Origin of the sequence: Delftia tsuruhatensis (assembly GCF_903815225.1) — a bacterium.
In the GTDB taxonomy this organism is placed as follows: Bacteria; Pseudomonadota; Gammaproteobacteria; order Burkholderiales; family Burkholderiaceae_C; genus Comamonas; species Comamonas tsuruhatensis_A.
The window spans coordinates 3,147,069-3,172,281 of the sequence record NZ_LR813084.1 but is presented as its reverse complement, the minus strand read 5'-3'; the positions used below and the strand labels follow the sequence as shown (position 1 = coordinate 3,172,281).

At 66.7% G+C, this 25,213-nt stretch carries 20 protein-coding genes; 17 read left to right on the top strand and 3 right to left on the bottom strand.

From position 1 onward, the window contains the following. The first annotated feature begins 129 nt into the window (after nucleotides 1-129). Complete coding sequence (locus tag L1Z78_RS14350) at nucleotides 130-1,731, top strand: methyl-accepting chemotaxis protein (protein WP_234637079.1); 1,602 nt, start codon at nucleotides 130-132, stop codon at nucleotides 1,729-1,731. Nucleotides 1,732-1,869: 138 nt separating this feature from the next. On the opposite strand, the gene L1Z78_RS14345 is transcribed toward L1Z78_RS14350, so the two are convergent. Both L1Z78_RS14345 and L1Z78_RS14340 read right to left on the bottom strand, forming a co-directional pair. Beyond that, a complete protein-coding gene (locus L1Z78_RS14345) occupies nucleotides 1,870-3,822 on the bottom strand; it encodes an AMP-dependent synthetase/ligase (RefSeq protein WP_234637078.1) in 1,953 nt (650 codons plus the stop codon). A gap of 172 nt (nucleotides 3,823-3,994) precedes the next feature. After that, nucleotides 3,995-4,630 (bottom strand): GntR family transcriptional regulator, encoded by a 636-nt coding sequence (locus tag L1Z78_RS14340; RefSeq protein WP_234637077.1) that lies wholly within the window; start codon nucleotides 4,628-4,630, stop codon nucleotides 3,995-3,997. A 113-nt stretch (nucleotides 4,631-4,743) separates the two neighbouring features. Here L1Z78_RS14340 and scpA point away from each other — a divergent pair, with 113 nt between their 5' ends. The 5 genes from scpA to L1Z78_RS14315 all read left to right on the top strand — a co-directional run bounded on the left by scpA (nucleotide 4,744) and on the right by L1Z78_RS14315 (nucleotide 12,876). Next, on the top strand, nucleotides 4,744-6,921 hold the full coding sequence (gene scpA, locus L1Z78_RS14335; protein ID WP_234637076.1) for a methylmalonyl-CoA mutase: 2,178 nt from the start codon (nucleotides 4,744-4,746) through the stop codon (nucleotides 6,919-6,921). A 25-nt stretch (nucleotides 6,922-6,946) separates the two neighbouring features. Further along, entirely contained in the window at nucleotides 6,947-7,957 is a 1,011-nt protein-coding gene (gene meaB / locus L1Z78_RS14330) for a methylmalonyl Co-A mutase-associated GTPase MeaB (protein WP_418921621.1), read from the top strand. 53 nt (nucleotides 7,958-8,010) lie between these two features. Next, nucleotides 8,011-9,543 carry an acyl-CoA carboxylase subunit beta gene (locus L1Z78_RS14325; protein WP_234637074.1) on the top strand — a complete coding sequence of 511 codons (1,533 nt, stop codon included), beginning with the start codon at nucleotides 8,011-8,013 and terminating at the stop codon, nucleotides 9,541-9,543. Nucleotides 9,544-9,706: 163 nt separating this feature from the next. Next, the gene (locus L1Z78_RS14320) at nucleotides 9,707-11,755 is read left to right on the top strand and encodes an acetyl-CoA carboxylase biotin carboxylase subunit (RefSeq protein WP_234637073.1); all 2,049 of its coding nucleotides are present in this window, start codon (nucleotides 9,707-9,709) and stop codon (nucleotides 11,753-11,755) included. 149 nt (nucleotides 11,756-11,904) lie between these two features. Further along, nucleotides 11,905-12,876, top strand: coding sequence for a chemotaxis protein (locus L1Z78_RS14315; RefSeq protein ID WP_234637072.1), 972 nt, complete (start codon nucleotides 11,905-11,907; stop codon nucleotides 12,874-12,876). Between the two features lie 32 nt (nucleotides 12,877-12,908). Here L1Z78_RS14315 and L1Z78_RS14310 read toward each other — a convergent pair whose 3' ends face one another. Next, nucleotides 12,909-13,985, bottom strand: coding sequence for a LacI family DNA-binding transcriptional regulator (locus L1Z78_RS14310; protein ID WP_418921620.1), 1,077 nt, complete (start codon nucleotides 13,983-13,985; stop codon nucleotides 12,909-12,911). 164 nt (nucleotides 13,986-14,149) lie between these two features. Here L1Z78_RS14310 and L1Z78_RS14305 point away from each other — a divergent pair, with 164 nt between their 5' ends. The 11 genes from L1Z78_RS14305 to L1Z78_RS14255 all read left to right on the top strand — a co-directional run bounded on the left by L1Z78_RS14305 (nucleotide 14,150) and on the right by L1Z78_RS14255 (nucleotide 25,163). Continuing rightward, complete coding sequence (locus L1Z78_RS14305; RefSeq protein ID WP_234637071.1) at nucleotides 14,150-14,719, top strand: gluconokinase; 570 nt, start codon at nucleotides 14,150-14,152, stop codon at nucleotides 14,717-14,719. 18 nt (nucleotides 14,720-14,737) lie between these two features. Continuing rightward, nucleotides 14,738-15,244 carry a TRAP transporter small permease gene (locus L1Z78_RS14300; protein ID WP_234637070.1) on the top strand — a complete coding sequence of 169 codons (507 nt, stop codon included), beginning with the start codon at nucleotides 14,738-14,740 and terminating at the stop codon, nucleotides 15,242-15,244. Between the two features lie 12 nt (nucleotides 15,245-15,256). Continuing rightward, nucleotides 15,257-16,537: a TRAP transporter large permease gene (locus L1Z78_RS14295; RefSeq protein WP_234637069.1), complete on the top strand. Its 1,281-nt coding sequence runs from the start codon at nucleotides 15,257-15,259 to the stop codon at nucleotides 16,535-16,537. 28 nt (nucleotides 16,538-16,565) lie between these two features. After that, nucleotides 16,566-17,585 carry a TRAP transporter substrate-binding protein gene (locus tag L1Z78_RS14290; RefSeq protein ID WP_234637068.1) on the top strand — a complete coding sequence of 340 codons (1,020 nt, stop codon included), beginning with the start codon at nucleotides 16,566-16,568 and terminating at the stop codon, nucleotides 17,583-17,585. A 96-nt stretch (nucleotides 17,586-17,681) separates the two neighbouring features. Next, on the top strand, nucleotides 17,682-19,511 hold the full coding sequence (gene edd / locus L1Z78_RS14285) for a phosphogluconate dehydratase (RefSeq protein ID WP_234637067.1): 1,830 nt from the start codon (nucleotides 17,682-17,684) through the stop codon (nucleotides 19,509-19,511). Then, a complete protein-coding gene (locus tag L1Z78_RS14280; RefSeq protein WP_234637066.1) occupies nucleotides 19,493-20,143 on the top strand; it encodes a bifunctional 4-hydroxy-2-oxoglutarate aldolase/2-dehydro-3-deoxy-phosphogluconate aldolase in 651 nt (216 codons plus the stop codon). Before edd ends, L1Z78_RS14280 begins: the two co-directional genes overlap by 19 nt. Before the next feature lie 53 nt (nucleotides 20,144-20,196). After that, a complete protein-coding gene (locus L1Z78_RS14275) occupies nucleotides 20,197-21,099 on the top strand; it encodes a LysR family transcriptional regulator (protein ID WP_234637065.1) in 903 nt (300 codons plus the stop codon). 110 nt (nucleotides 21,100-21,209) lie between these two features. Then, a complete protein-coding gene (locus L1Z78_RS14270) occupies nucleotides 21,210-22,187 on the top strand; it encodes a Bug family tripartite tricarboxylate transporter substrate binding protein (protein ID WP_234637064.1) in 978 nt (325 codons plus the stop codon). Nucleotides 22,188-22,196: 9 nt separating this feature from the next. After that, entirely contained in the window at nucleotides 22,197-23,390 is a 1,194-nt protein-coding gene (locus L1Z78_RS14265; RefSeq protein WP_234637063.1) for a CaiB/BaiF CoA transferase family protein, read from the top strand. After that, nucleotides 23,387-24,151, top strand: coding sequence for an enoyl-CoA hydratase (locus L1Z78_RS14260; RefSeq protein WP_234637062.1), 765 nt, complete (start codon nucleotides 23,387-23,389; stop codon nucleotides 24,149-24,151). The genes L1Z78_RS14265 and L1Z78_RS14260 overlap by 4 nt, the downstream gene beginning before the upstream one ends. Before the next feature lie 181 nt (nucleotides 24,152-24,332). After that, nucleotides 24,333-25,163, top strand: a complete 831-nt coding sequence (locus tag L1Z78_RS14255; RefSeq protein WP_234637061.1) for a lectin — start codon at nucleotides 24,333-24,335, stop codon at nucleotides 25,161-25,163. Nucleotides 25,164-25,213: the final 50 nt, after the last annotated feature.

Sequence of the window (25,213 nt, the reverse complement as noted above, 5' to 3'; positions counted from 1 at the left end):
GAGGGGATTTATTGATTTTTGCTTCTCAAGAAATCCGGGCGCCTTTCCGATATGGCAGGCAATGCGGGCGCCGGCATGCGATAGCGAAGGGCTATGTCGACGGCGCTGCATGGGCTGGAGAAGCTTCCGATGAACAAACTGAACCATGTACGTATTGGCGCCCGGCTGACCGGGGTCTTTCTTGTCCTGTTGCTATGCCTGTTGGCGGTGGGCGCCATCGGCGCCCGGTCGCTGGGGCATGTGTTTGAGGGCACGCAGACCATCTACCAGGACCGGGTGCTGCCGCTCAAGCAGCTCAAGCAGATTGCCGACGCCTATGCCGTGAACGTCATAGACACCGTGAACAAGGCGAATGCGGGTCTGCTCACGGCACAGGATGCGTCCGCCAGCATCTCTGGCACGCTGCCCGTCATAGAGGCGGCATGGCGCAGCTATTCCTCCACCCATCTGACGGCCCGCGAGGCCGAGCTCGCCAAGGAGGCGCAGTCCCTGTTCGAACCCGCCAACCAAAGCATCGCCCGGCTGCTGCAGCGGCTGCGGCAGCTGGACGGCAAGCAGCCGGGCAGCCTGGATGAATTCGACGGTGCACTGTATGCCAGCATCGATCCGATCAGCGCCAAGATCGGCCAGCTGGTCGACCTGCAGCTGAAGGCGTCCGAGGACGTCTACGAGGATTCCAGCGAGGTCCTTGGCCGGTCGCAGGGGCTGATCTACGGCGTTCTCGCGGTGGCCGTCGTCCTGGCCGCTGCGCTGGGCTATGTGGTGACACGCTCCATCACGCTTCCGCTGAAGGCCGCCGTGGAGGTCGCCCAGCATATCGAGCAGGGTGACCTGTCCCGCGAGATCCCGGTGGCGGGGCGCGACGAGGTGGGCGATCTGCTGCGCTCCATGGCTGCGATGCGGGAGTCGCTGATGCGCATCGTGGGCGATGTGCGGCGCGGCGTGGAGTCGGTGACGACGGCGTCCAGCCAGATCGCGGCAGGCAACCAGGACTTGAGCAGCCGAACGGAGCACCAGGCTTCCAGCCTGCAGGAGACGGCGGCCTCGATGGAGCAATTGGCGGGTAACGTGGGCCTGAGTTCGGAGAATGCGCGGCAGGCCAGCGCCCTGGCCGAGCGCGCCAAGGAAGCGGCGGGTGCCGGTGGGGGCGTCGTCGCCAGGGTCATAGGCACCATGGGCGAGATATCGGAGAGCAGCGGGAAGATCGCCGAAATCACAGGCGTGATCGACTCCATCGCTTTCCAGACGAACATCCTGGCCCTCAACGCCGCCGTGGAGGCCGCGCGTGCCGGCGAGCAGGGCAGGGGATTCGCCGTGGTGGCGGAAGAGGTCCGCTCGCTGGCCCAGCGCAGCGCCGAGGCGGCCAGGGAGATCAAGGCGCTGATCACTGCCTCCACGGAGAAAGTGCAGGCGGGGGGCAACCAGGTGCGCGAAGCCGGGCAGGCCATGGATGCCATCGAGTCCCAGGTGCAACAGGTCGCCACGCTGATCGCCGCCATCTCGGACGCCAGCGTCGAGCAGAGCAGCGGGCTGGGCCAGATCAGCCAGGCGGTGTCCCAGATGGACCAGGTGACACAGCAGAACGCGGCCTTGGTGGAGGAGTCCGCTGCGGCGGCCGCCAGCCTTGAGCGGCAGGCGCATGTGCTGGCCCAGGCGGTGGCCATTTTCAAGATGGCGTCGGTCAAGGAAGGCGCGGCAGGAGATGCCGTTGCCATGCTGCCTGCGTATTGAGGCAGGCAAAGGCCGAAGGAGCGCATCTGGCGCTCCTTTGTCTATTGACTTTGATGTAACTTACATGAATTAACAGCGATGAATGAAAATGGCTGCCTCACATGCGAAGGCAGCCGGTCTGCAGGGTAGGGGGCGGGATCAGCCTGCGCCGTTGCGGCCTTGCCAGCGGTCCGAGGGCTTGGTGTACATGGCGGCGATCTGGGCGTCGAAGCGGGCCATGAGGTTGTTGCGCTTGAGCTTGAGCGTAGGGGTCATCAGCCCGTTCTCTATGGTCCAGGGCTCCAGTTCCAGGTGCAGGGCACGGGGCACGGCGTAGCGGGCAAAGCTGGCCACCTGCTTTTCGATGCGGGCAAGGGCCTCGCGTTCCGCGGCAGGGTGGTTGAGGCTTTGCGGATCCTGAGGGTCCAGGCCCAGACGCTGGGCCATCGCCTGCCACTCTCCGCGCTCGACGACGGCCACGGCGGCGATGAAGGGGCGGTCCTCCCCCACGACGAAGGCCTGGGTGAAGAACGGATCGCCCGTGATGGCCAGCTCCAGATCCGCCGGCGGAATCTTCTCGCCCGTGGAGGTGACGATGATTTCCTTGATCCGGCCCTGGATGCGGACGCGCCCGTCCTCGATCGCCGCCTGATCACCGGTGCGCAGCCAGCCGTCTTCAGTGAAGGTCTTCGCGGTGTCTTCCGGCCGTTCCCAGTAGCCTCGCATGACGCAGGGGCCGCGCACCTGCAGTTCCTTGTTCTCTCCAATCCTGACTTCCACGCCGGGCAGGGCCCGGCCCACGGTGGCGGGGTGGTTGTCCTCCAGCGTGTTGGCGCAGACCACGGGCGAGGTTTCCGTCATGCCATAGCCCTGGATCAAGGGCAGGCCCATGCCGAGGAAGCAGCGTGCGATCGTCGGCGACAGTGGAGCACCTCCGCTGACGGCCACGCGCACACGTCCGCCGAACTGTGCCAGCAGTGGCCTGGCCACCAGGTGATCGAGCACGGACCAGGGCAGCCATTGCATCCAGCCCGGCAGTTCGGGCTGGGGGGGCTGCGCGTCGGCCGCAATGCCCTGGCTGGCACGAAAGCGCTGCCATCCCTTGGCCTGGGCCGTCTCGAACAGCCGGGCCTTGAGGGGCGACCGGGCCAGCGCCTCCATGACCTTGGCATGCACGCGCTCGTAGATGCGCGGCACGGACACCAGCACCGTGGGTCGCTGGGTCTTGAGGTCTTCCGACAGCTGGGCGACCGAGCGGGCATAGGCCACGCAGGCACCCACGGCCAGCGCCAGATAGTAGCCAGCGGTGCGCTCGAAAGTGTGGGACAGCGGCAGGAAGGACAGGAACACGTCGTCGCTGCGTGGCTGAAGGCGCTGCATCACGGCCTGGACATTGGAGACCACGTTGCGGTGCGTGAGCATCACGCCCTTGGGCTTGCCCGTGGTGCCCGAGGTATAGACCACGGCGGCCAGATCCTCGGCCGTCGGCGGGGAGGGCAGGGTTCGGGCTGCGGCATCTCCTTCGTCAAGCCATTGCTGCAGCGGCTGGACGGGAATGCGGCGCAGTGCCTCGATGGCCGCGTCGGCGACCTGCTGCCCGTCGAGTGCGGTCTTCGGCGCGGCCGTGGGCGATGCCACGACCACCTTGCGCAGTTGCGGCAATTCCTGGCCGGTGGCGCAGATCCTGTCCCAGGTCGATGCCTGGGCCACGAACAGCAGGGAGACCTGGGCATTGGCCAGGATGTAGGCGATGCTGCCCGCATTGTCGATGGCGTGCAGGGGCACGGGCACATGGCCGCAGCGCAGGGTGGCCAGGTCGATGGACATGGCATCCAGCCCGTTGGGCAGCAAGATGGCGATGCGCGATCCGGGTGCAAGCTCCTGTGCCGCCAATGCCCGGGCCCAGCGGGCGACGCGCTCGCCGGTCTGTGACCAGTTCAGTGACTTCCAGCTGCGGGCCTCCTCGTCATAGGCCCGATAGGCCTCGCCATCCGGTGTCTGCCGCACACGCAGGGCCAGCATTTCCACCAAGGTGGTGGCCGTGGCCATGCCGGCATCGGCGGGCAGGCTCAGGGCCAGGGAAGGAGTACGTGCTGGGTCTTGGATGCTCATGCAGAAAAGGCGCGGGCCAAAGTGACGGAATCCGGCCATGATAGCCCGGCGCTTGCTGCACCCAGGATGTCAGCTTTGAAGATGGGAAGCGCCGCCGCGCAGGTTTATGCTGCACTGCAATGTTCGTCGCCAGCCCTCCGGGGCATGACAGGAGTCCATGTGCTCTTTGATCTCAGGATGCCGCCGCCAGCCCATTTCGGAAATGCTGCCGCATGGCCTGTGCCGCCGCAGCGCCGTCGCGGCGCATCAGGGCCTGCACGATGGCTTCGTGCTCGGCCAGCGAGTCTTCGATGCGCCCTTGCTTGAACAGCGATTTGTGGCGATTGAGCTTCATGACCTTGCGCAGGTCGGCCACGAGCTGGTTGCGCCAGCGGTTGTCGGCAATCTCCAGCAGCTGCATGTGGAAGCTCTCATTGAGCTCGAAGAAGCGCTCGGCATCCCGAGTCTGGGCCTTGAGTTCCTCGTGGGTGTGGAGCAGGGCGGCAATCTCTTCATCGGTGCCCGATTCGGCCACGACCTGCACCGCGTCGGATTCGAGCAGGCTCAGCAGATGGTAGACATCGGCGATGTCCTTGGATGATACCTCGGTCACGTAGGCGCCGCGCCGCACCTTCATGGTGACCAGTCCCTCGGCGGCCAGCACCTTCAAGGCCTCGCGCAGCGGCGTGCGGCTGATGCCGTACTCATCGGCGATCTTGAGTTCGTCGATCCAGTCACCGGGCGCCAGCTCATGCTCGAAGATGCGCAGGCGCAGTTTCTCTGCGACCTGTTCGTAGAGCGCGCGGGGGGTGAGGGTGTTTGTCGACATGTGGCCCGGATTGTATCGGCAAAGATATTTTGAATGAATAATTATGAATGATGTAAACTGCGGCAGCCCTGGGAGAACCCTCAAGGCGACCCGTCATTCACGAGCCTGAGAACATGAGACAAGACCATCCGACAGCGCAGAACGGCCAGGAATTCGCGCAAGCCGACCTGCAAAAATGGGCCCAAGCGGCCGCCAAGGCCGCTCCGGGGGGCGACATCCAGGCATTGAACTGGACCACGCCCGATGGCATCGAAGTCAAGCCCCTGTACACGGCAGCAGACACGGCGGACCTCCCCCACACGGACAGCCTTCCGGGTTTCGAGCCCTATATCCGCGGTCCCCAGGCCACCATGTATGCGGGCCGCCCGTGGACCATCCGCCAGTACGCAGGGTTTTCCACGGCGGAGGAATCGAATGCCTTCTACCGCAAGGCCCTGGCTGCCGGAGGGCAGGGCGTGTCCGTGGCCTTCGACCTTGCCACGCACCGGGGCTACGACAGCGACCATCCGCGCGTCACGGGCGACGTGGGCAAGGCCGGCGTTGCCATCGATTCTGTCGAGGACATGAAGGTGCTGTTTGACCAGATCCCGCTGGACAAGGTCAGCGTGTCCATGACCATGAACGGCGCCGTGCTGCCCGTGCTGGCCGGCTACGTGGTGGCGGCCGAGGAGCAGGGCGTGGCCCAGGACCAGCTGTCGGGGACCATACAGAACGACATCCTCAAGGAGTTCATGGTCCGCAACACCTACATCTACCCGCCCCAGCCGTCGATGCGCATCATCGGCGACATCATCGAGTACACGAGCCGGTACATGCCCAAGTTCAACTCGATCTCGATCTCGGGCTACCACATGCAGGAGGCGGGGGCCAACCAGGCGCTGGAACTGGCCTTCACGCTGGCCGACGGCAAGGAGTACGTCAAGACCGCCACGGCCAAGGGAATGGATGTGGACGATTTCGCGGGCCGGCTGTCCTTCTTCTGGGCCATCGGCATGAACTTCTACCTGGAGATCGCCAAGATGCGCGCGGCCCGCCTGCTGTGGTGCCGCATCATGAAAGGCTTCGGCGCGAAGAAGTCCAAGAGCCTGATGCTGCGCACGCACTGCCAGACCTCGGGCTGGTCGCTGACCGAGCAGGACCCCTACAACAATGTGGTGCGCACCACCATCGAAGCCATGGCCGCCGTCTTCGGCGGCACGCAGAGCCTGCATACAAACAGCTTCGACGAGGCCATCGCGCTGCCCACGGAGTTCTCGGCCCGCATTGCGCGCAACACGCAGCTGATCATTCAGGAAGAGACCCACATCACCAATGTGATCGACCCCTGGGCCGGCAGCTACATGATGGAGAAGCTGACCCAGGACATGGCCGACGCCGCCTGGAAGATCATCGAGGAGGTCGAGGCCATGGGCGGCATGACGGCCGCCGTGGACTCGGGCTGGGCCAAGCTCAAGATCGAGGCCGCCGCCGCCGAGAAGCAGGCGCGCATCGACTCGGGCAAGGATGTCATCGTCGGCGTCAACAAGTACAAGCTCGCCAAGGAGGATCCGGTCGACATCCTCGAGGTGGACAACGTCAAGGTGCGTGACAGCCAGATCGCCCGCCTGAACCAGATCAAGGCCAGCCGCGATGCCGCCAAGGTCGAGGCCGCGCTGCAGGCGCTGACCCAGGCCGCCGAAAGTGGCGAAGGCAACCTGCTGGACCTGTCCATCCAGGCCATCCGCCTGCGCGCCACGGTGGGCGAGGTCTCGGATGCGCTGGAGAAGGTGTTCGGGCGCCACCGCGCCGATACGCAGAAGGTGACCGGCGTGTATGCGGCAGCCTACGACTCGGCCGAGGGCTGGGAAAAGCTCAAGGGCGAGATCGACGCATCGTCCGAGCAACTGGGCCGCCGTCCGCGCGTGATGATCGCCAAGCTCGGCCAGGACGGCCATGACCGCGGCGCCAAGGTGGTGGCCACGGCCTTCGCCGACCTGGGCTTCGACGTGGACATGGGGCCGCTGTTCCAGACGCCCGAGGAATGCGCGCGCCAGGCCATCGAGAACGACGTGCATGCCGTGGGCGTGTCCACGCTGGCGGCCGGGCACAAGACGCTGGTGCCGGCCATCATCGAGGAGCTGCGCCGCCAGGGCGCGGACGACATCATCGTCTTCGTGGGGGGCGTGATTCCCGCGCAGGACTACGACTTCCTCTACAACGCCGGCGTCAAGGGGGTCTATGGCCCTGGCACGCCCATTCCGGCCAGCGCCAAGGATGTGCTGGAACAGATCCGCCAGGCCAACAGCCTCTGAGCCCGCCGCAGTGACTCCCGAGCAAATGCAAGACGGCATCCTGAACGGCAACCCCGCCGTTCGGCGCCGGGCCATGGCCAAGGCCATCACGCTGCTGGAATCCACGCGCGCCGACCACCGCGCCGCCGCCGACGAACTGCTCACGGCCCTGCTGCCGCACACGGGCGGTGCGTTCCGCCTGGGCATCAGTGGCGTGCCCGGCGTGGGCAAGAGCACCTTCATCGAGACGCTGGGGCTGTTCCTGATCGCGCGCGGCCTCAAGGTTGCCGTGCTGGCGATCGATCCCTCATCCACGGTATCGGGCGGCTCCATCCTGGGCGACAAGACGCGCATGGAGCATCTTTCCGTGCATCCCGATGCTTACATCCGCCCCAGCCCCAGCAGCGGCACGCTGGGTGGCGTGGCCGAGAAAACCCGCGAGGCCATGCTGGTCTGCGAGGCGGCGGGCTACGATGTGGTCATCGTCGAGACCGTGGGCGTGGGCCAGAGCGAGATCGCGGTGCAGGGCATGAGCGACATGTTCTGCGTGCTGCAGCTGCCCAATGCGGGCGACGACCTGCAGGCCATCAAGAAGGGCGTGATGGAGCTGGCCGACCTGGTGGTGATCAACAAGGCCGACATCGACCCGCATGCCGCCACGCGCGCCCAGGCTCAGATCACCTCCAGCCTGCGCCTGCTGGCCATGCACGGCAATCCCGAACATGCCCACCACGACGAAAGCCTGTGGCAGCCCAGGGTCATCACCATCAGCGCGCTCAAGCAACAGGGCGTCGATGGCTTCTGGAGCGCGGTCGAGGACTTCCGGCGCCTGCAGCAGGCCAACGGGCGGCTGGCGCTGCGCCGCGAACGCCAGGCCCTGTCCTGGATGTGGGAGCGCATCGACTCCGGCCTCAAGCAGGCCTTTCGCCAGCACCCCCAGGTGCGGGCGCTGCTGCCCCGCATGCAGGCCGACGTGGCCGCGGGGCGCATCGCGGCCAGCACGGCCGCCAGAAACCTGCTGCAGGCGCAGGCCGGCCCCGCGAATGCAGCACAGTGATCGCAGACAAGACAACCCAAACCGATACCGTTAGACGTTAGAGGAATCGCAGCATGCAAGACATCCTGGATCAACTGGAGACAAAGCGCGAACAGGCCCGCCTGGGTGGCGGCCAAAAGCGCATAGACGCACAGCACAAGAAGGGCAAGCTCACGGCGCGCGAGCGCATCGAGCTGCTGCTGGACGACGGCACCTTCGAGGAATGGGACATGTTCGTCGAGCACCGCTGCACCGACTTCGGCATGGAGGACAGCAAGATCCCCGGCGACGGCGTGGTCACCGGCTACGGCATGATCAACGGCCGCCTGGTCTTCGTGTTCAGCCAGGACTTCACGGTCTTCGGGGGCGCGCTGTCCGAGACCCATGCCGAGAAGATCTGCAAGATCATGGACCAGGCCATGAAGGTCGGCGCGCCCGTGATCGGCCTGAACGACTCGGGCGGCGCCCGTATCCAGGAGGGCGTGGCCTCGCTGGGCGGCTATGCCGACGTATTCCAGAAGAACGTGCTGGCCAGCGGCGTGGTGCCGCAGATCTCCATGATCATGGGCCCCTGCGCCGGTGGTGCCGTGTATTCGCCGGCCATGACGGACTTCATCTTCATGGTCAAGGACAGCAGCTACATGTTCGTGACCGGCCCCGAGGTCGTGAAGACCGTGACCCATGAGGAGGTCACGGCCGAGGAGCTGGGCGGCGCCGTCACCCACACCACGCGCAGCGGCGTGGCCGACATGGCCTTCGACAACGACGTGGAGGCGCTGATGATGCTGCGCCGCCTGTACAACTACCTGCCACTGAACAACCGCGAGAAGGCGCCCGTGCGCTACACCTCGGACCCCGTGGACCGTGCCGACAGGTCGCTGGACACCCTGGTGCCCGACAACGCCAACAAGCCCTACGACATGAAGGAACTGATCCTCAAGACCGTGGACGATGGCGACTTCTTCGAGCTGCAGCCCGACTACGCCAGGAACATCCTCACGGGCTTCGCGCGCATGGACGGCCAGACCGTGGGCATCGTCGCCAACCAGCCCCTGGTGCTGGCCGGCTGCCTGGACATCAAGAGCTCCATCAAGGCCGCGCGCTTCGTGCGCTTTTGCGACGCATTCAACATCCCCGTGGTCACCTTCGTGGACGTGCCCGGCTTCATGCCCGGAACCAGCCAGGAATATGGCGGCATCATCAAGCACGGCGCCAAGCTGCTGTACGCCTATGCCGAGGCCACCGTGCCGAAGATCACCGTCATCACGCGCAAGGCCTACGGCGGTGCCTATGACGTGATGGCGTCCAAGCACCTGCGCGGCGACGTCAACCTGGCCTGGCCCCATGCCGAGATCGCCGTCATGGGCGCCAAGGGCGCGGTGGAGATCATCTTCCGCGAGGACAAGAACGATCCCGCCAAGCTCGCCGCCCGCGAGGCCGAGTACAAGGCCCGCTTCGCCAACCCCTTCGTGGCCGGCGCGCGCGGCTTCATCGACGACGTGATCCAGCCGCACGAGACGCGCAAGCGCATCTGCCGCTCGCTGCAGATGCTCAAGAACAAGCAGCTGGAAAATCCGTGGCGCAAGCACGGCAATATTCCCCTGTGACCCGGCCCTGATATCAAAGATCGAATCCAGAAAAAACAGGCTGCGAAGATGTTCAAGAAGATCCTGATTGCCAACCGCGGCGAAAACGGCTGCGTAGCAGACGTTTCAACAGAATGCATGGCACGCGTAGCGTGCGCAGGCAATATCGCCGCAGGAGGGCGCCATGTTTAAGAAGATCCTGATTGCCAACCGCGGCGAGATTGCCTGCCGCGTCATCGCCACCGCCCGCAAGATGGGCATACAGACCGTGGCGGTGTACTCCGATGCGGACCGCGAGGCACGCCATGTCAAGCTGGCCGACGAGGCCGTGCACATCGGGGCCGCGCCCAGCCGCGAGTCCTATCTGCAGGCCGACCGCATCATCGCCGCCTGCAAGCAGACGGGCGCACAGGCCGTGCATCCGGGCTACGGCTTCCTCTCCGAAAACGAGGCCTTCGCCAAGCGCGTCGAGGAGGAGGGCATCGTCTTCATCGGCCCCAAGCACGCCGCCATCGCGGCCATGGGCGACAAGATCGCGTCCAAGAAGCTGGCCGACAAGGCCGGCGTGAGCACCATCCCGGGCTACAACGATCCCATCGCCGGGCCCGAGGCCGCCGTGGAGATCGCCAGGGGCATAGGCTACCCCGTGATGATCAAGGCCAGCGCCGGCGGTGGCGGCAAGGGCCTGCGCGTGGCCTACAACGACAAGGAAGCCTTCGAGGGCTTCGCCAGTTGCCAGAACGAGGCACGCAACAGCTTTGGCGATGACCGCATCTTCATCGAGAAGTTCGTGCAGGAGCCGCGCCACATCGAGATCCAGGTGCTGGGCGATGGCCACGGCAACGTGATCTACCTGAACGAGCGCGAATGCTCCATCCAGCGCCGCCACCAGAAGGTGATCGAGGAGGCACCGTCCCCCTTCATCAGCGATGCCACGCGCCGTGCCATGGGCGAGCAGGCCGTGGCCCTGGCCAAGGCGGTGGGCTACCAGAGCGCGGGCACGGTCGAGTTCGTCGTGGGCAAGGACCAGGATTTCTACTTCCTGGAAATGAACACCCGGCTGCAGGTCGAGCACCCCGTGACCGAGTGCATCACCGGCCTGGACCTCGTCGAGCAGATGATCCGCGTGGCCGCCGGCGAGAAGCTGGCCATTGCCCAGGACGACGTCCGGCGCGACGGCTGGGCGATCGAGTGCCGCATCAATGCCGAGGACCCGTTCCGCAATTTCCTGCCCTCCACGGGCCGCCTGGTGCGCTTTTCGCCGCCCGAGCAGACCATGTGGCAGGCCGACACCGGCCACCTGCATGGCGTGCGCGTGGATACGGGCGTCTACGAAGGCGGCGAGATTCCCATGTACTACGACTCGATGATCGCCAAGCTCATCGTGCACGGCAGCGACCGCAACGACGCCATCGCCAAGATGCGCGAGGCGCTCAACGCCTTCGTGATCCGCGGCATCAGTTCCAACATTCCGTTCCAGGCTGCACTGCTGGCCCATCCCAAATTCAAGAGCGGCGACTTCAACACCGGCTTCATCGCCGAGCACTACGCCCATGGCTTCCACGCCGAGGACGTGCCGCACGGGGATCCCGACTTCCTGGTCGCGCTGGCCGGGCACATGAACCGCCGCTACCGCGCACGTGCCGCCACCATCAGCGGCCAGATGCGCGGGCATGAACTCAAGGTGTCGGCAGACTACTGCGTGGTGGTGCTGGGCGCCGACGGCCAGCACCAGTACCGCTCGGTGCAGGTCTCGGACTTCGACGCCGAAAGCCGCGCCAGCACGGTCACCGTGGATGGAAAGCCCTACACCTTCCGCAGCGAGACGCCCATGCGTGCCATGTGCGTGCAGGGCAGCTGCAACGGCAAGCCCTTCACGGCCCAGGTCGAGCGTGGCACGGCCAGGAACCCGCTTGCCCTGCGCGTCATCCACAACGGTACACAGATCGACGCCCTGGTCCTGTCTCCGCGGGGCGGGGAACTGCACCGGCTCATGCCTTACAAGGCGCCGCCGGACCTGTCCAAGTTCCTGCTGTCTCCCATGCCGGGGCTGCTGGTCGACGTGGCCGTGCAGGCCGGGCAGAAGGTGCAGGCCGGCGAAAAGCTGGCCGTCATCGAAGCCATGAAGATGGAGAACATCCTCTTCGCATCGCAGGACGGCGTGGTCAGCAAGATCAGCGCGGGCAAGGGCGACTCGCTGGCCGTGGATGACGTGATCCTGGAGTTCGAGTGAGACTTGTGCCGCGGGCCTGCAATGGCCTCCCAGAGGAGCGCCATTGCAGGCCCGAGCTGCCTCTCCAGCCTCGGACGCATGATTTTTTACAGAACGCGAGGCGTTCGCCTTAGAATTTGTAAAAGTATGTGTCACCCTTAGGACATGGCATGAACCTCAACTCCAAGGCCGCCCAGCGAGAGATCGACGAGCGCACCAACCTCACGAGCAACAACCAGTTCGAGTTGCTGCTGTTCCGGCTGGGCAGTGACTCGGAGCTGGGCAAGTCCGAGCTGTTCGGAATCAACGTGTTCAAGGTGCGCGAGATCGTGGCCATGCCTCAGATCACGCCCATTGCAGGCGGCACGCCGCATTCGCTGGGCGTGGTGAATCTGCGCGGGCAGGTGATTCCTGTGCTGAACCTTCCAGCCATCGTGGGCTGCAAGCCGCAGACCGGGCTGAACATCATGCTGGTCACCGAATATGCACGCACCACCCAGGCCTTCGCGGTGGAGGCCGTCGAGGACATCGTGCGCCTGGACTGGAAGCAGGTACTGTCGGCCGAGGCCAGCGGGACCTCGGGCCGGCTGGTGACCAGCATCGCCCGCCTCGATGGCAACACCGATGGGTCCCGCCTGGCCCAGGTGCTGGATGTGGAAGCCATCCTGCAATTGGTCTCGCCCTCCGACGGCCAGGAGATCACTCCGGAGAAGGTCGGGCCCCGGCTTCACCTCAAGCCCGGCGCCATCGTGCTGGCCGCGGACGATTCCTTCGTGGCGCGCTCCCTGATCGAGAAGGAACTGAAGGTGCTGCAGGCTCCCTACGAGATGCTCAAGTCGGGCCAGGAGGCCTGGGACCGCCTCAACGCCCTGGCCCGCATGGCCGAGGCCGAGGGCCTGGACATCACCGACAAGGTCGCCCTGGTGCTGACCGACCTGGAGATGCCCGAGATGGACGGTTTCACGCTCACGCGCAACATCAAGCAGGATGCGCGCTTTCATCCCATCCCCGTGGTCATCCATTCCTCGCTGTCCGGCTCGGCCAACGAGGACCACGTGCGCAGCGTCGGCGCGGACGGCTACGTGGCCAAGTTCGTGGCCGAGGATCTGGCCGACACTCTGCGCCGCCTGCTGCCGGGCTGAGCACCTGCGGGGAGGCCGAAACCGCCGGTGCCTCAGCTGCTCTGGCGCACCACCAGTTCATAGCCCAGGTCCACGCTGTGCTGCTCCACGGGCTCGCCGCGCATCAGCTGGAGCAGCATGCGCGCACCCTCGGTGCCGATGGGGCCGCGCGGCGTGCGGATGGTGGTCAGCGGCGGCACCATCTGGTCGCTGCCGGGCAGGTCGTTGAAGCCTGCGATGGCGATCTGCCGGGGTACGCGGATACCCCTGCGCAAGGCTTCCAGCAGCGCACCCTGGGCGATGTCGTCATTGCAGAAGAACAGGGCGTCGACAGCAGGTTCCAGGCGCAGCGCGGCATCCAGCAGCTCGGCGCCCAGCGCCATCGACGTGGGGCGGGGCCACAGCAGCTCCAGCGCAGGATCGTGCAGGCCGGCCTCTTTCAGTGCATCGCGATAGCCGGCGGCACGCTGCATCACACGGGCATCGAGCTGACCTGCACAGAAGGCGATGCGCCGGTGTCCCCGCTCCATCAGATGGCGCGTGATCGCCGCGCCCGCTTCGGCCTGGGAAAACCCCACGCTGGGCGTGTCCGCCGCGCCGCCCAGCTCCATCAGGTGCACGCAGGGCACTTTGCTGGCCTCCACCAGCGCCCGTGCGGCGGGGCTGCGGTCGAAGCCGGTGAGCAGCAGGCCGGCAGGGCGCATGGGCAGGTAGGTGCGCAGCAGTTGCTCTTCCTCGGCACGGTCGTAGTGGGTCACGCCGATCAAGGCGTGGTAGCCGGCCGCGAACAGTTGCTTGTGCACGGCCTCTATCAGGTCCACGAACAAGGTATTTGACAGCATGGGCACCAGCACCAGCACCTGGCTGCTTTTCTGCGAGGCCAGGGCGCGTGCCGCGGGGTCGGGCACATAGCCCATCTGCCGGGCCGTGGCCTGGATCTTCTCCACCAGGGTCGGGTCCACACGCCTCTCGCCGCGCAGCGCGCGTGAAACCGTCATGGGGCTGACCCCGGCAGCCTGCGCCACGTCGCTGAGCGTGATGCGGCCACTGGCACGCGAGGAACGTGCTCGGCCGGGGGCATGCTCGGCAGGAGATGGTTTCGAAGCTGTGGGCGGAGTGTGTCGGGCCAAGGGATTGTCCTAGGTCGGTGGTCATATCGGCGAAGGTTATGATAGCGCTATCCCATTCATCCCGAAGCCGTTGCGGCTGCGTGTAAACCCGCAGCCAGCCTGGGAAGAACGCCGGAACATCGAAATCCAAGGCAGACCCCTGGTCTGCCAATTTTTGCAAAATCATGGATAGCGCTATCCCAACAATTTCCCCAGAAGACAGGCCTCGGGCGCTGGTCGTCATGGGCGTGTCCGGCTGTGGCAAATCCAGCGTGGGCCAGTCCCTGGCCGATGCGCTGGGCTGGACCCTGCATGAAGGTGATGCCCACCACGCCGAAGAGAGCATCCGCAAGATGCAGGCCGGCATCCCCCTCACCGATGAGGACCGCAGCGGCTGGCTGGACACGCTGGCCCGCCTGCTGGGAACGGCCGTCGCCTCGCCCGGCCCTGGCGTGGTGCTGACCTGCTCGGCGCTCAAGCGCAAGTACCGCGACCGGCTGCGCGAAGCCGGCCCGGCCGGCACCGTGGGCTTCGTCTTCCTGGACCTCGGCTACGAGACCGCGCTGCAGCGCGTGCAAGAGCGCTCGGGGCACTTCTTCTCGCCGGAACTCGTGGCCAACCAGTTCGCCACGCTGGAGAGCCCCGCAGGCGAGGGCGCCGTGCTCAGCGTGGATGCCACGCTGCCCTTGGCCGAGATCGTGCACCGCACCCGGGCCTGGCTGGACCAGACCCCTGAACCGACTCCAAACCCATAACACCAGGAGACATTCCCCATGCAACCCGATTCCCCCGCAGCCCGGCCCAAGCCGGTCCTGCAGCGCCTGGCCGAGGCGCTGATGGTGCTGGCCCTGGCTGGCATGGTCATCGCCGTCTTCGTCAATGTGGTGCTGCGCTACGTGTTCCACACCAGCATCGTGTCCTATGAGGAAATCTCGCGCCTGCTCTTCGTCTGGCTGGTGGCGATCGGCGCCATCGTCGCGGCCTTCGAGGGCAGCCATCTGGGATTCGATCTCGTGACCTCGCGCGTGGGCCCCGTTGCACGCAAGGCGCTGTTCTGGGTGTCGCAACTGCTGGTCCTCGCGTGCATGGGCCTGCTGCTGTGGGGCTCCTGGGCCCAGGTGGAGGCAGGGCTGAACAGCTTCAGCACCGTGCTCGGCTATCCGCTGGCCCTGGGCGCTGCGGCGACCCTGGTGCTGGCCGTGGGCCTGATCGTGGTGACGCTGCGCGATCTTCGCCGCGGCGCACCCGCCGAGAGCCATGCCGAGACTTCGGTCGAGTAAGGAGCAGACACCATGGTCGTGACCCTGATCTTTCTGGCCGTGCTGATCGGCGGCATGGTGATCGGCATGCCGATCGCCCAGGCGCTGGTGCTCACCGGCGTGGCGCTGATGTGGCATCTGGACTTCTTCGACGCGCAACTGCTCGCGCAGAACCTGCAGGCCGGCTTCGACAACTTTCCGCTGCTGGCCGTGCCCTTCTTCATCCTGGCCGGCGAGCTGATGAATGCAGGCGGCCTGTCGCGCCGCATCATCGACCTGGCGCGTGCCTACGTGGGCCACATCCGCGGTGGCCTGGGCTATGTGGCCATCGGCGCGGCGGTGCTGCTGGCCTCGATGAGCGGCTCGGCCATCGCCGACACCGCCGCGCTGGCCACCATCCTGCTGCCCATGATGCGCGACCAGAAGTATCCGGACAGCTACAGCGCCGGCCTGCTGGCCTCGGGCGGCATCATCGCGCCCATCATTCCGCCGTCCATGCCCTTCGTGATCTACGGCGTGACCACCAATACCTCGATCAGCAAGCTGTTCCTGTCGGGCGTGGTGCCGGGCCTGATCATGGGCGTGTTCCTGATCCTTGCCTGGTGGTCCATCGCCCGCAAGTACGACCTGCCGCGCGGTCAGCGCATGGCCTGGGGGCCGCGCCTGAAGGCCCTGGCCCAGAGCTTCTGGGCCATGATGATGCCGGTCATCATCCTGGGCGGCCTCAAGGGCGGCGTGTTCACGCCTACCGAGGCGGCCGTGGTGGCGGCGGTCTATGCCCTGTTCGTGTCCATGGTGATCTACCGCGAAATGACGTGGAGCCGCCTGTACGCCGTCTTCCTGGCCGCGGCCAAGACCACGGCCGTGGTGATGTTCCTGTGCGGCGCGGCCACGGTGACGGCCTACATGATCACGCTGGCCGACCTGCCCAACCTGCTGGCCGACAGCTTCTCGGGCCTGCTGGGCAATCCCGTGCTGTTCATGGCCATGATGATGCTGTTCCTGCTGGTGGTGGGCACGGCCATGGACCTGACGCCGACCATCCTGATCTTCGGCCCGGTCTGCGCGCCGCTGGCCGTCAAGGCCGGCATCGATCCCATCTACTTCGGCTTCATGTTCATCTACGTGGGCTGCATCGGCCTGATCACGCCGCCCGTGGGCACGGTGCAGAACGTGGTCGCCGGCGTGGGCCGGCTGCGCATGGAGACGGTGATCAAGGGCACGAACCCGTTCCTGATGGTCTATGTGCTGCTGGCCGTGCTCTTCGTGATCTTTCCGCAAATCATCCTCGCCCCGCTGCGCTGGATGCACTGACCCCTCACTACAACCCAAGGAGATGAACATGCGTATTCCCTTTGCACTGGCCGGCCTGATGGCCGCCGTCACCACGCTGGCCGCCACGGGCCAGGCCCTGGCCCAGGACTTCAAGCCGCGCATCGTGCGCTTCGGCTACGGCCTGGTCGATGACTCCAACCAGGGCCGCGCGGCGCGCTTCTTCGCCAAGGAGGTGGAAAAGGCCACGGGCGGCAAGATGAAGGTGCGCGCCATCGGCAATGCCTCGCTGGGCTCGGACACGCAGATGCAGCAGGCGCTGATCGGCGGCGCCCAGGAGATGATGGTCGGCTCCACGGCCACCCTGGTCGGCCTGTCGCCCGAGATGGCGGTCTGGGACACCCCCTTCCTGTTCAGCAATGCCAGGGAGGCCGACGCCGTGCTCGACGGCCCGGTGGGCGAGAAGGTCAAGGCCACGCTGGAGCCCAAGGGCATGGTGGGCCTGGTCTACTGGGAAAATGGCTTCCGCAACCTCACCAACAACAAGCGGCCCATCGCCAGGCTGGAAGACCTGGCCGATGTCAAGCTGCGCGTGATGCAGAACAACGTCTTCCTGGACAGCTTCAAGGCCCTGGGCGCCAACGCCGTGCCGCTGCCGTTCTCCGAGCTGTTCACGGCGCTGGAGACGCGCGCGGTCGATGGCCAGGAAAACCCGTTCAACACCGTGCTGTCCAGCAAGTTCTACGAGGTGCAGAAGTACCTGACGGTGTCCAACCACGTCTACAGCCCCTGGATCGTCACCGTGAGCAAGAAATGGTGGGACACTCTGAGCCCTGCCGAGAAGAAGGTCCTGCAGGACGCCGCCATCAAGAGCCGTGAGTTCGAGCGCAAGGACACGCGCGAGGAAGCGGCCAAGGCCCTGGCCGACATCAAGGCCAAGGGCATGCAGGTCAACGAGCTGCCCGCGGCCGAAGCCAACCGCATGCGCGACAAGCTCACGGCGGTGAACGCCGGCATCGCCAAGACCGTGGGCCAGGGCACCTGGGACGAGGTGCAGGCCGCCGTCAAGCAGGCCCGCGCAGCCAAGTAAGCTGCACGGGGTGGCCGGGACACGAAAGGGGACCGTGACCCGGCCACCCCAACACGACAAGGACGACGCGCGACAGCGCATCCGCAGGAACCACGCATGAGCACCATCCACCCCATCGTCGAACAAGTCACGCGCCGCATCCGCGAGCGCAGCGCCGAGTCGCGCGCAGCCTACCTTGAACAGGTGGATGCCATGGCCGCCAGGCCGCCCGGCGCCCAGTCCATGGGCTGCGCCAACGTGGCGCATGCCTTTGCGGGCATTCCGGGCCGCGACCGCATCCGCATCGTCGAGGAGAAGGCGCCCAACGTCGCCATCGTCACCGCGTACAACGATGTGCTGTCGGCCCATGCGCCGCTGGCCCACTATCCGGACATCCTCAAGGACGAGGCCCGCAGGCAGGGCGCCACGGCCCAGGTGGCGGGCGGCGTGCCTGCCATGTGCGACGGCGTGACCCAGGGCGCGCCGGGGATGGAACTGAGCCTGTTCAGCCGCGACGCCATCGCCATGGGCGCGGCCATCGCGCTCTCGCACGATGTCTTCGACGCCGCGCTGATGCTGGGCATCTGCGACAAGATCGTGCCGGGCCTGCTGATAGGCGCCCTGCATTTCGGCCATCTGCCCACGGTCTTCGTGCCGGCAGGTCCCATGACCTCGGGCCTGTCCAATGGCGAAAAGGCCAAGGTCCGCGAGCAGGCCGCCCAGGGCCTGGTGGGCCGCAAGGAACTGCTGGCAGCAGAGTCCGCCGCCTACCATGGCGAAGGCACCTGCACCTTCTACGGCACGGCCAACAGCAACCAGATGCTGCTGGAAGCCATGGGCCTGCACGTGCCGGGCACGGCCTTCATCAACCCCGGCGACGGCGAGCGCGAACTGCTCACGCGCGAGGCCATGCGCACGGTGCTGGGCATCACGAAAAACCGGCGCTTCGCGCCCATCGGCCATGTGGTGGACGAGCGCTGCATCGTCAACGCCATGGTGGCCCTGCTGGCAACGGGCGGCTCCACCAACCACCTGATCCACTGGGTGGCCGTGGCCCGCGCGGCGGGCATCCGCATCGACTGGAACGATTTTTCCGAACTCTCGGGTGTGGTGCCGCTGCTGGCCCGCGTGTATCCCAATGGCAGTGCCGATGTGAACCAGTTCCAGGCCGCGGGCGGCCCGGGCTTCGTGATCGGCCAGTTGCTGAAGGCTGGCCTCATGCATGGCGATGTGCTGACGGTGCGCCAGCAGGGCATGCAGGAATTCGCGTGCATTCCCGGCACGCAGGCAGGGCAACTGGCATGGCGCGAGGCCGCAGTGTCGGGTGATCTGTCGGTGCTGCGGCCCACCAGCGAGCCTTTCAGCGCCACGGGCGGGCTCAAGCTGCTGTCCGGCAACCTGGGGCGCAGCGTGATCAAGGTCAGCGCCGTGCCCGAGGAGCGCCACATCATCGAGGCGCCCGCGCGCGTGTTCGATTCCCAGGAAGCCCTGCAGCAGGCCTTCAAGGCCGGCGAGCTGGACCGCGACGTGGTCTGCGTCGTGCGCTGGCAGGGGCCGCGCGCCAATGGCATGCCCGAGCTGCACAAGCTCACGCCGCCGCTGGCCGTGCTCCAGGGCAAGGGATTCAAGGTGGCCCTGGTGACCGATGGCCGCATGAGCGGAGCCTCGGGCAAGGTGCCCGCCGCCATCCACGTCTCGCCCGAGGCCTGCGTGGGCGGGCCGCTGGCGCGCCTGCGCGATGGCGATACGGTGCGACTGGACGCCGTGGCCGGTACGCTGGCCGTGCTGGTGAGTGAAGAACAATGGCAGCAGCGCCCTGTGGCCACCATGCCCGAGGCGCTGCGCGCCGCCAATGGCCGGGGTTTCGGCCGCGAACTGTTCGCCGGATTCCGGCGCCACGCGCTCAGCGCAGAAGAGGGAGCCTGCACATGGATCGACAACGACTGACCGCTCTGGACATCATGCAGGACGCGCCGGTCATCCCGGTCATCGTCCTGCACGAACTCGCCCACGCCGTGCCCATGGCCAGTGCCCTGGTCGCGGGCGGCATCCGCGTGCTGGAAGTCACACTGCGCACGCCCCAGGGGCTGGCCAGCATCGAGGCCATCGCGCGCGCCGTGCCAGAAGCCATCGTCGGCGCCGGCACCGTGCGCAGCGCGGCCGATGCGCGTGCCTGCGTGGATGCCGGCGCACGTTTCGCGGTCAGCCCCGGCTATACCGGCGCGCTGGGCCAGGCCTGCCAGGACCTGCAATTGCCGCTGCTGCCCGGCGTGGCCACCAGCGGCGAGATCATGGCCGCCCAGGCCGACGGCTTCAACGAGCTGAAATTCTTCCCCGCCGTGCAGGCCGGCGGTGCAGCCATGCTCAAGGCCTGGCAGGGTCCGTTCGGCGACGTGCGCTTTTGCCCCACGGGCGGGATTTCTCCCGGCAACGCAGCCGAGTTCCTGGCGTTGAAGAACGTCATCTGCGTGGGAGGCTCCTGGCTGGTGCCCGGCGATGCGCTGGAGCAGGGCGACTGGGCACGGATCACCGCCCTGGCCAGCGAAGCCAAGGCCCTGCAAAACGCGCGCAAGGCCTGACCTGCCCTGCGGCACAATCGTCGGCCTCCAGCCAGACGAGAGGGCTTTGCCGCATGATGAAGATCGACTCCACCACCGTCCAGCTCGTGCTGGCCATCGCCGAGGAAGGCAGCATCTCGCGCGCGGCCGACCGGCTGCAGCTGGCGGTGGCGGCCGCATCACGGCGGCTCAGCGAGCTGGAGTCCCAGCTGGGCACCCGGCTGTTCAAGCGCCAGCCCCATGGCGTGCACGCCACCGAGCCGGGCGTGAAGCTGCTGGCCCATATCCGCCAGATCGGCAACCTGGTCGAGCGCCTGCAAGGGGATGCACAGGCCCTGGGCCAGGGCCGCGACGGCCGCATCCTCATCGGCGCGCCCAAGTCCGCCATCCTGCAGTTCCTGGCGGCGGATATCGCGGCCACCCAGCGCCGTTACCCCCACATCACGCTGCAGGTGGTGGAGGAAAACAGCCGCATCGTGCAGCAGCTGCTGCGCGACAAGGTCATCGACATCGGCATCTACGAGAAGACCAGCGGCTTCGTGGACCTGCCGCGCTCCGACTACCGGCGCGACAGCCTGGTGCTGGTCTACAGCCGCAGGCATTTCAGCTTCGGCGCTGAGCCCGTGGCGCTGGACCGGCTGCTGGACTGCCCCATCGTCAGCCTGGGCCGGGGCTCGGCTATCCTGGCCGCACTGCGCCGCGCCCACCGCAGCCGGGGCCGGGTGTTCCGCAACGACTTCACCGTCAGCGGCTTCGACACCATGCTGGCCCTGGTGCGCGAGGGCCTGGGCGTCGGGCTGATGCCGCCCGGCGTGCTGCGCGGCTTCCACCCCGAACCCGAACTGGGCTGGGCCCCCCTCGAAGGCGACTGGCATGAGCGCGGCTATGTGCTGTCCTTCATCGAAGGCCAGGCCCAGGAGCAGGCGCTGCGCAATGTGGTCACGGCACTGCTCCAGCCCGAGGCCGGCGACCGCTGATCCTGCCAGGGTTTCGCGGATGGCGAAACCAGGCATGCGGCCCACATGCTTGCCGCGAATCCGGCGCGCGGCGACAGTGACTGCACAACAACGATGTGCAGGAGACAAGCATGAAACGCCGCGACTTCATCGCGGCCGGCGCCGCCGCGCTGGCCGCACCCTGGGCGGGAGCCTCGGGCACCGATCTGCCCAAGGGGCCCGTCAAGATCCTCGTGGGCTGGGCGCCCGGTGGCGGCACCGATGTGTTCGCGCGCATCGTGGGCCAGAAGCTGTCCGAGGTCTGGGGGCGGCCCGTGGTGGTGGAGAACAAGCCCGGAGCCACGGGTTCGCTGGCCGCCGAATACTTCGCCAGGACGCGGTTCACCGAGGGCGTCAACCTGCTGATGGCGCATGTGAACACGCATGCGATTTCGCCGCAGATCTTCAAGTCCATCACCTATGACCCGCTCAGGGACTACGCGCCCATCGCGCTGATCGGCGCCACGCCCCACATCCTGGTCACCAGCAGCAGGAACAGCCATGGCTCGGTACAGGAGGTGGTGGAGCTGTGCCGCAAGAGCCCGGGCAAGATCAGCTTCGGCTCCTCGGGCACGGGCTCGGTGCAGCATCTGGCGGCCGAGATGTTCAACATGGCGGCAGGCGTCAGGAGCATCCACGTGCCCTACAAGGGTTCGGGCCCCATGCAGACCGACCTGATCGGTGGCCAGATCGACTTCAGCTTCGACACCATGACGGCTGCCACCGCCCAGGTCAAGGCCGGCAAGATGCACGGCATCGCCCAGACCCGCGTGAATCGCGCCAAGGGCTTTCCGGCCATGCCCACCATGGACGAGCAGGGTTTCAAGGGCTTTGACGCATCGAGCTGGTACGGCGTGGTCGGCCCGCGCGACATGTCCCGCGACCTGGCACTGCGCATCAATGCCGACATCAACCGTGTGCTGGCCATGCCCGACGTGGTCAGCCGCTTCGACGGCTACGGCGTGGAGGACGGTGGCGGTTCGGTGGACAAGTTCGCGGCCTTCATGGCCGCCGAATACAAGAAGTGGGGCGATGTCGTTCGCGCCGCAAGAATTACGGAAGAAAGCTGAGGTCCAGGCATGAGCAATCCCCAATCCCCATCCCGCCCGCAGCCACTGCCCCTGCAAGGCATCCGCGTGCTCGACGTCAGCCAGGTCATGGCCGGCCCCTTTGCCTGCATGCTGCTGGCCGACCTGGGCGCCGACGTCATCAAGGTCGAGCCTCCGGGCACGGGCGACCAGACGCGCGGCGCCATGGGCTTCAAGATGAAGGGCCCGGACAGCATGGGCTTTCTGAACATGAACCGCAACAAGCGTTCGCTGACGCTGGACCTCAAGAGCGAGGAGGGGCGCGAGGCCTTCTACCGGCTGGCCGAGACGGCCGACGTCATCGTCGAGAACTACCGCCCCGGCGTGGTCCAGCGCCTGAAGATCGACTACGAAAGCATCCGTCGCATCCACCCGCGCATCGTCTATGTGAGCATCTCGGGCTTCGGCCAGAGCGGCCCCTGGGCCCAGCGCCCGGGGTTCGACCTCATGGCCCAGGCCATGTCGGGCGTGATGAGCGTGACCGGCTACCAGGGAGAGAAACCCGTCAAGGCCGGCGTGCCCGTGGCCGACATCGGCTGCGCGCTGTTCGCCACCTACGGCCTGCTGGCCGCCTACATCGGCGCGCAGAGGACCGGGCAGGGGCAGCACATCGACGCTTCGCTGTTCGACTCGGCCATGGCCTTCGCCATCTGGGACATGTCCGAGTACTGGGGCACGGGCGTGCCGCCCGCGCCGCTGGGCACCAGCAACAAGATGAGCGCTCCCTACCAGGCCGTGAAGGCGCGCGACGGCTACTTCGTCATGGGCGCCACCAACCAGAAGCTCTGGGCGCGGCTGTGCGCGCTGATCGAGCGCCCGGACCTGGTCGACCACCCCGACTACGCCACCGTGGCGCTGCGTCTGAAGCACCGCGAGGCGCTGATCGAGGCGCTGGAGTCGGAGTTCGCCCGGAGCGACAGCGCCGACTGGGTGGACCGGCTGCTGGAAGGCGGCATTCCCGCAGGCCCGCTGCTGAGCTATCCCGAGGCCTTCGAAGGCGAGCACGGAACGCACCGCCGCATGTGCATGGAGATCGACCATCCCATCGAGGGCAAGGTCAAGAACATCGGCTTTCCCGTCAAGATGCTGGGCACGCCCCAGCAGGTGCGCCGCCATCCACCGTTGCTGGGCGAGCACAACGCGGAGATCCTGGCCGAGATCCATGCCATGAAGGCCACCGCATGAGCACCGCCCTGCATGAATTCGTCGCGCTGGACCTGGTGGCCCCGGGCGTGGCCGAGATCGTCATCGACCGGCCCGAACGCCACAACGCCATGAGCCTGCCCATGTACGAGGCGCTGCTCGCGGCCCTTGCGCGCTGCCAGAACGATCCGGCCATCCGCTGCGTGCTGCTGCGCGGCGCGGGTGGCAAGTCCTTCATCGCGGGCACGGACATCGGCCACTTCAAGGACTTCCACGACGGCCGCCAGGGCATCGCCTACGAGGATTTCGTCGAACGCGTGATCGACGCCGTGGAACGCGTGGCCGTGCCCACCCTCGCCGTCATCGACGGCTGGGCCGTGGGCGGTGGCCTGGCCCTGGCCACGGCCTGCGATTTCCGCCTGTGCAGCACCGGCTCGCGCTTCGGCGCTCCGATCGCCAGGACGCTGTCCAACACCTTGTCATCCCGCAACATCGCGCGCCTCGTGGCCAGCCTGGGCGTGCCGCGCGTCAAGCGCATGCTGCTGCTTGCGGAGTACCTGTCGGCGGAGCAGGCCCTGACCTGCGGGTTCGTGCATGCCGTCGTTCCCTCCGATCAACTGTCGGGACAGGCACGGGCGCTGGCCGGACAGCTCATGGCCCTGTCGGGCACCACGCAGGCCGCGGTCAAGGAGAGCCTGCGGCGCCTCGTGGTGGAGCAACGGCTGGATGATGAGGACCTGGTGTCCTCGGTCTATGGCAGTGCGGCTTTTCGGGCGGGGGTGGCGCGGTTTGTCGAGGGGTGACACGCAAATTGCCAGGGGTCCACGATGGATGTAGGACCGTTTCCCGCTCTGGGGCGGCGCATGCCTGCCGACATGCCGAGTCCCCCGGGGCATGGTTAAACTCTGCCGCCAGTACATTCGCGGCAGTGCGCGCCGCCCTGGCCCGCACTGCCCCCAACCGCATCACGGTCAAGAGCATCCCATGCCCATCAAGAAATGCATTTCCATCCTGCTGGCCAGCAGCTTCATCCTGCCGGCACTGCCTGTGCATGCAGGCGAAGAGACGGTGCAGCTCATGTCCAATGGCCGCTATCAGACCTACAGCCTGCCCGACGACGCACAACAGGTCCAGCTGATCGAGACCCTGGCCGGCAGCTGCGGCTACAACCGCAGCTGGGGCTATGACCTGGGTCGCAGGGAAATGTGGGTCAAGGAGGGCTGTGGCGGGCGCTTCCGCATCCTGACCGGGCCGGTGCAGGGCGCGCAGGGGCAGGAGGGCGAGGGCGACAACACGGGCGCCTGGATCGCCGGGGCCGCCGTGGCGGCCATCGCGGGAGCAGCCATCCTGGCGAACAAGCGCGACAAGGACCGTGAACGCGAGCGCGAGGAGCAATGGAATGATGACCGCTATCCGGGCTACCCCCAGCCCGGCTATCCCTCATGGGGGGGCCGCGAGATCCGCGGCCAGAACGGCCTGTGCCTCGACGTCTCGGGCGGCTTGCGTCCGGGCAATGGCCTGATCGTCTACCGCTGCAACGGTACGGAGAACCAGCGCTTCACCCTGACGCGCGATGGAGAGATGCGCGTGGGCGATCTGTGTCTGGACGTGGCCGACGGCAATACGCGCAACGGTGCGCGTGTGATCGCCTGGCAATGTCGCAACCAGCCCAACCAGAAATGGGAATGGAGCCGTGGCCAGATCCGCAGCCGCTTTGCCGGCAAATGCCTGGACATCGAAGGCGGCAATGCGCGTCCCGGCCAACCCGTGATCATGTGGTCCTGCTCCGGCGGCTCGAATCAGCGCTGGGACTGAGGGCCCTGTTGCGCAAGCTGTCTCCTGAACCAGTGCCGCAAGCCAGGCCC

Excerpts from the sequence above, each read along its gene's own strand:
- L1Z78_RS14350 (WP_234637079.1), top strand. The coding sequence starts at position 130 with ATGAACAAACTGAACCATGTACGTATTGGCGCCCGGCTGACCGGGGTC.
- L1Z78_RS14345 (WP_234637078.1), bottom strand. The coding sequence starts at position 3,822 with ATGAGCATCCAAGACCCAGCACGTACTCCTTCCCTGGCCCTGAGCCTG.
- L1Z78_RS14340 (WP_234637077.1), bottom strand. The coding sequence starts at position 4,630 with ATGTCGACAAACACCCTCACCCCCCGCGCGCTCTACGAACAGGTCGCA.
- scpA (WP_234637076.1), top strand. The coding sequence starts at position 4,744 with ATGAGACAAGACCATCCGACAGCGCAGAACGGCCAGGAATTCGCGCAA.
- meaB (WP_418921621.1), top strand. The coding sequence starts at position 6,947 with ATGCAAGACGGCATCCTGAACGGCAACCCCGCCGTTCGGCGCCGGGCC.
- L1Z78_RS14325 (WP_234637074.1), top strand. The coding sequence starts at position 8,011 with ATGCAAGACATCCTGGATCAACTGGAGACAAAGCGCGAACAGGCCCGC.
- L1Z78_RS14320 (WP_234637073.1), top strand. The coding sequence starts at position 9,707 with ATGTTTAAGAAGATCCTGATTGCCAACCGCGGCGAGATTGCCTGCCGC.
- L1Z78_RS14315 (WP_234637072.1), top strand. The coding sequence starts at position 11,905 with ATGAACCTCAACTCCAAGGCCGCCCAGCGAGAGATCGACGAGCGCACC.
- L1Z78_RS14305 (WP_234637071.1), top strand. The coding sequence starts at position 14,150 with ATGGATAGCGCTATCCCAACAATTTCCCCAGAAGACAGGCCTCGGGCG.
- L1Z78_RS14300 (WP_234637070.1), top strand. The coding sequence starts at position 14,738 with ATGCAACCCGATTCCCCCGCAGCCCGGCCCAAGCCGGTCCTGCAGCGC.
- L1Z78_RS14295 (WP_234637069.1), top strand. The coding sequence starts at position 15,257 with ATGGTCGTGACCCTGATCTTTCTGGCCGTGCTGATCGGCGGCATGGTG.
- L1Z78_RS14290 (WP_234637068.1), top strand. The coding sequence starts at position 16,566 with ATGCGTATTCCCTTTGCACTGGCCGGCCTGATGGCCGCCGTCACCACG.
- edd (WP_234637067.1), top strand. The coding sequence starts at position 17,682 with ATGAGCACCATCCACCCCATCGTCGAACAAGTCACGCGCCGCATCCGC.
- L1Z78_RS14280 (WP_234637066.1), top strand. The coding sequence starts at position 19,493 with ATGGATCGACAACGACTGACCGCTCTGGACATCATGCAGGACGCGCCG.
- L1Z78_RS14275 (WP_234637065.1), top strand. The coding sequence starts at position 20,197 with ATGATGAAGATCGACTCCACCACCGTCCAGCTCGTGCTGGCCATCGCC.
- L1Z78_RS14270 (WP_234637064.1), top strand. The coding sequence starts at position 21,210 with ATGAAACGCCGCGACTTCATCGCGGCCGGCGCCGCCGCGCTGGCCGCA.
- L1Z78_RS14265 (WP_234637063.1), top strand. The coding sequence starts at position 22,197 with ATGAGCAATCCCCAATCCCCATCCCGCCCGCAGCCACTGCCCCTGCAA.
- L1Z78_RS14260 (WP_234637062.1), top strand. The coding sequence starts at position 23,387 with ATGAGCACCGCCCTGCATGAATTCGTCGCGCTGGACCTGGTGGCCCCG.
- L1Z78_RS14255 (WP_234637061.1), top strand. The coding sequence starts at position 24,333 with ATGCCCATCAAGAAATGCATTTCCATCCTGCTGGCCAGCAGCTTCATC.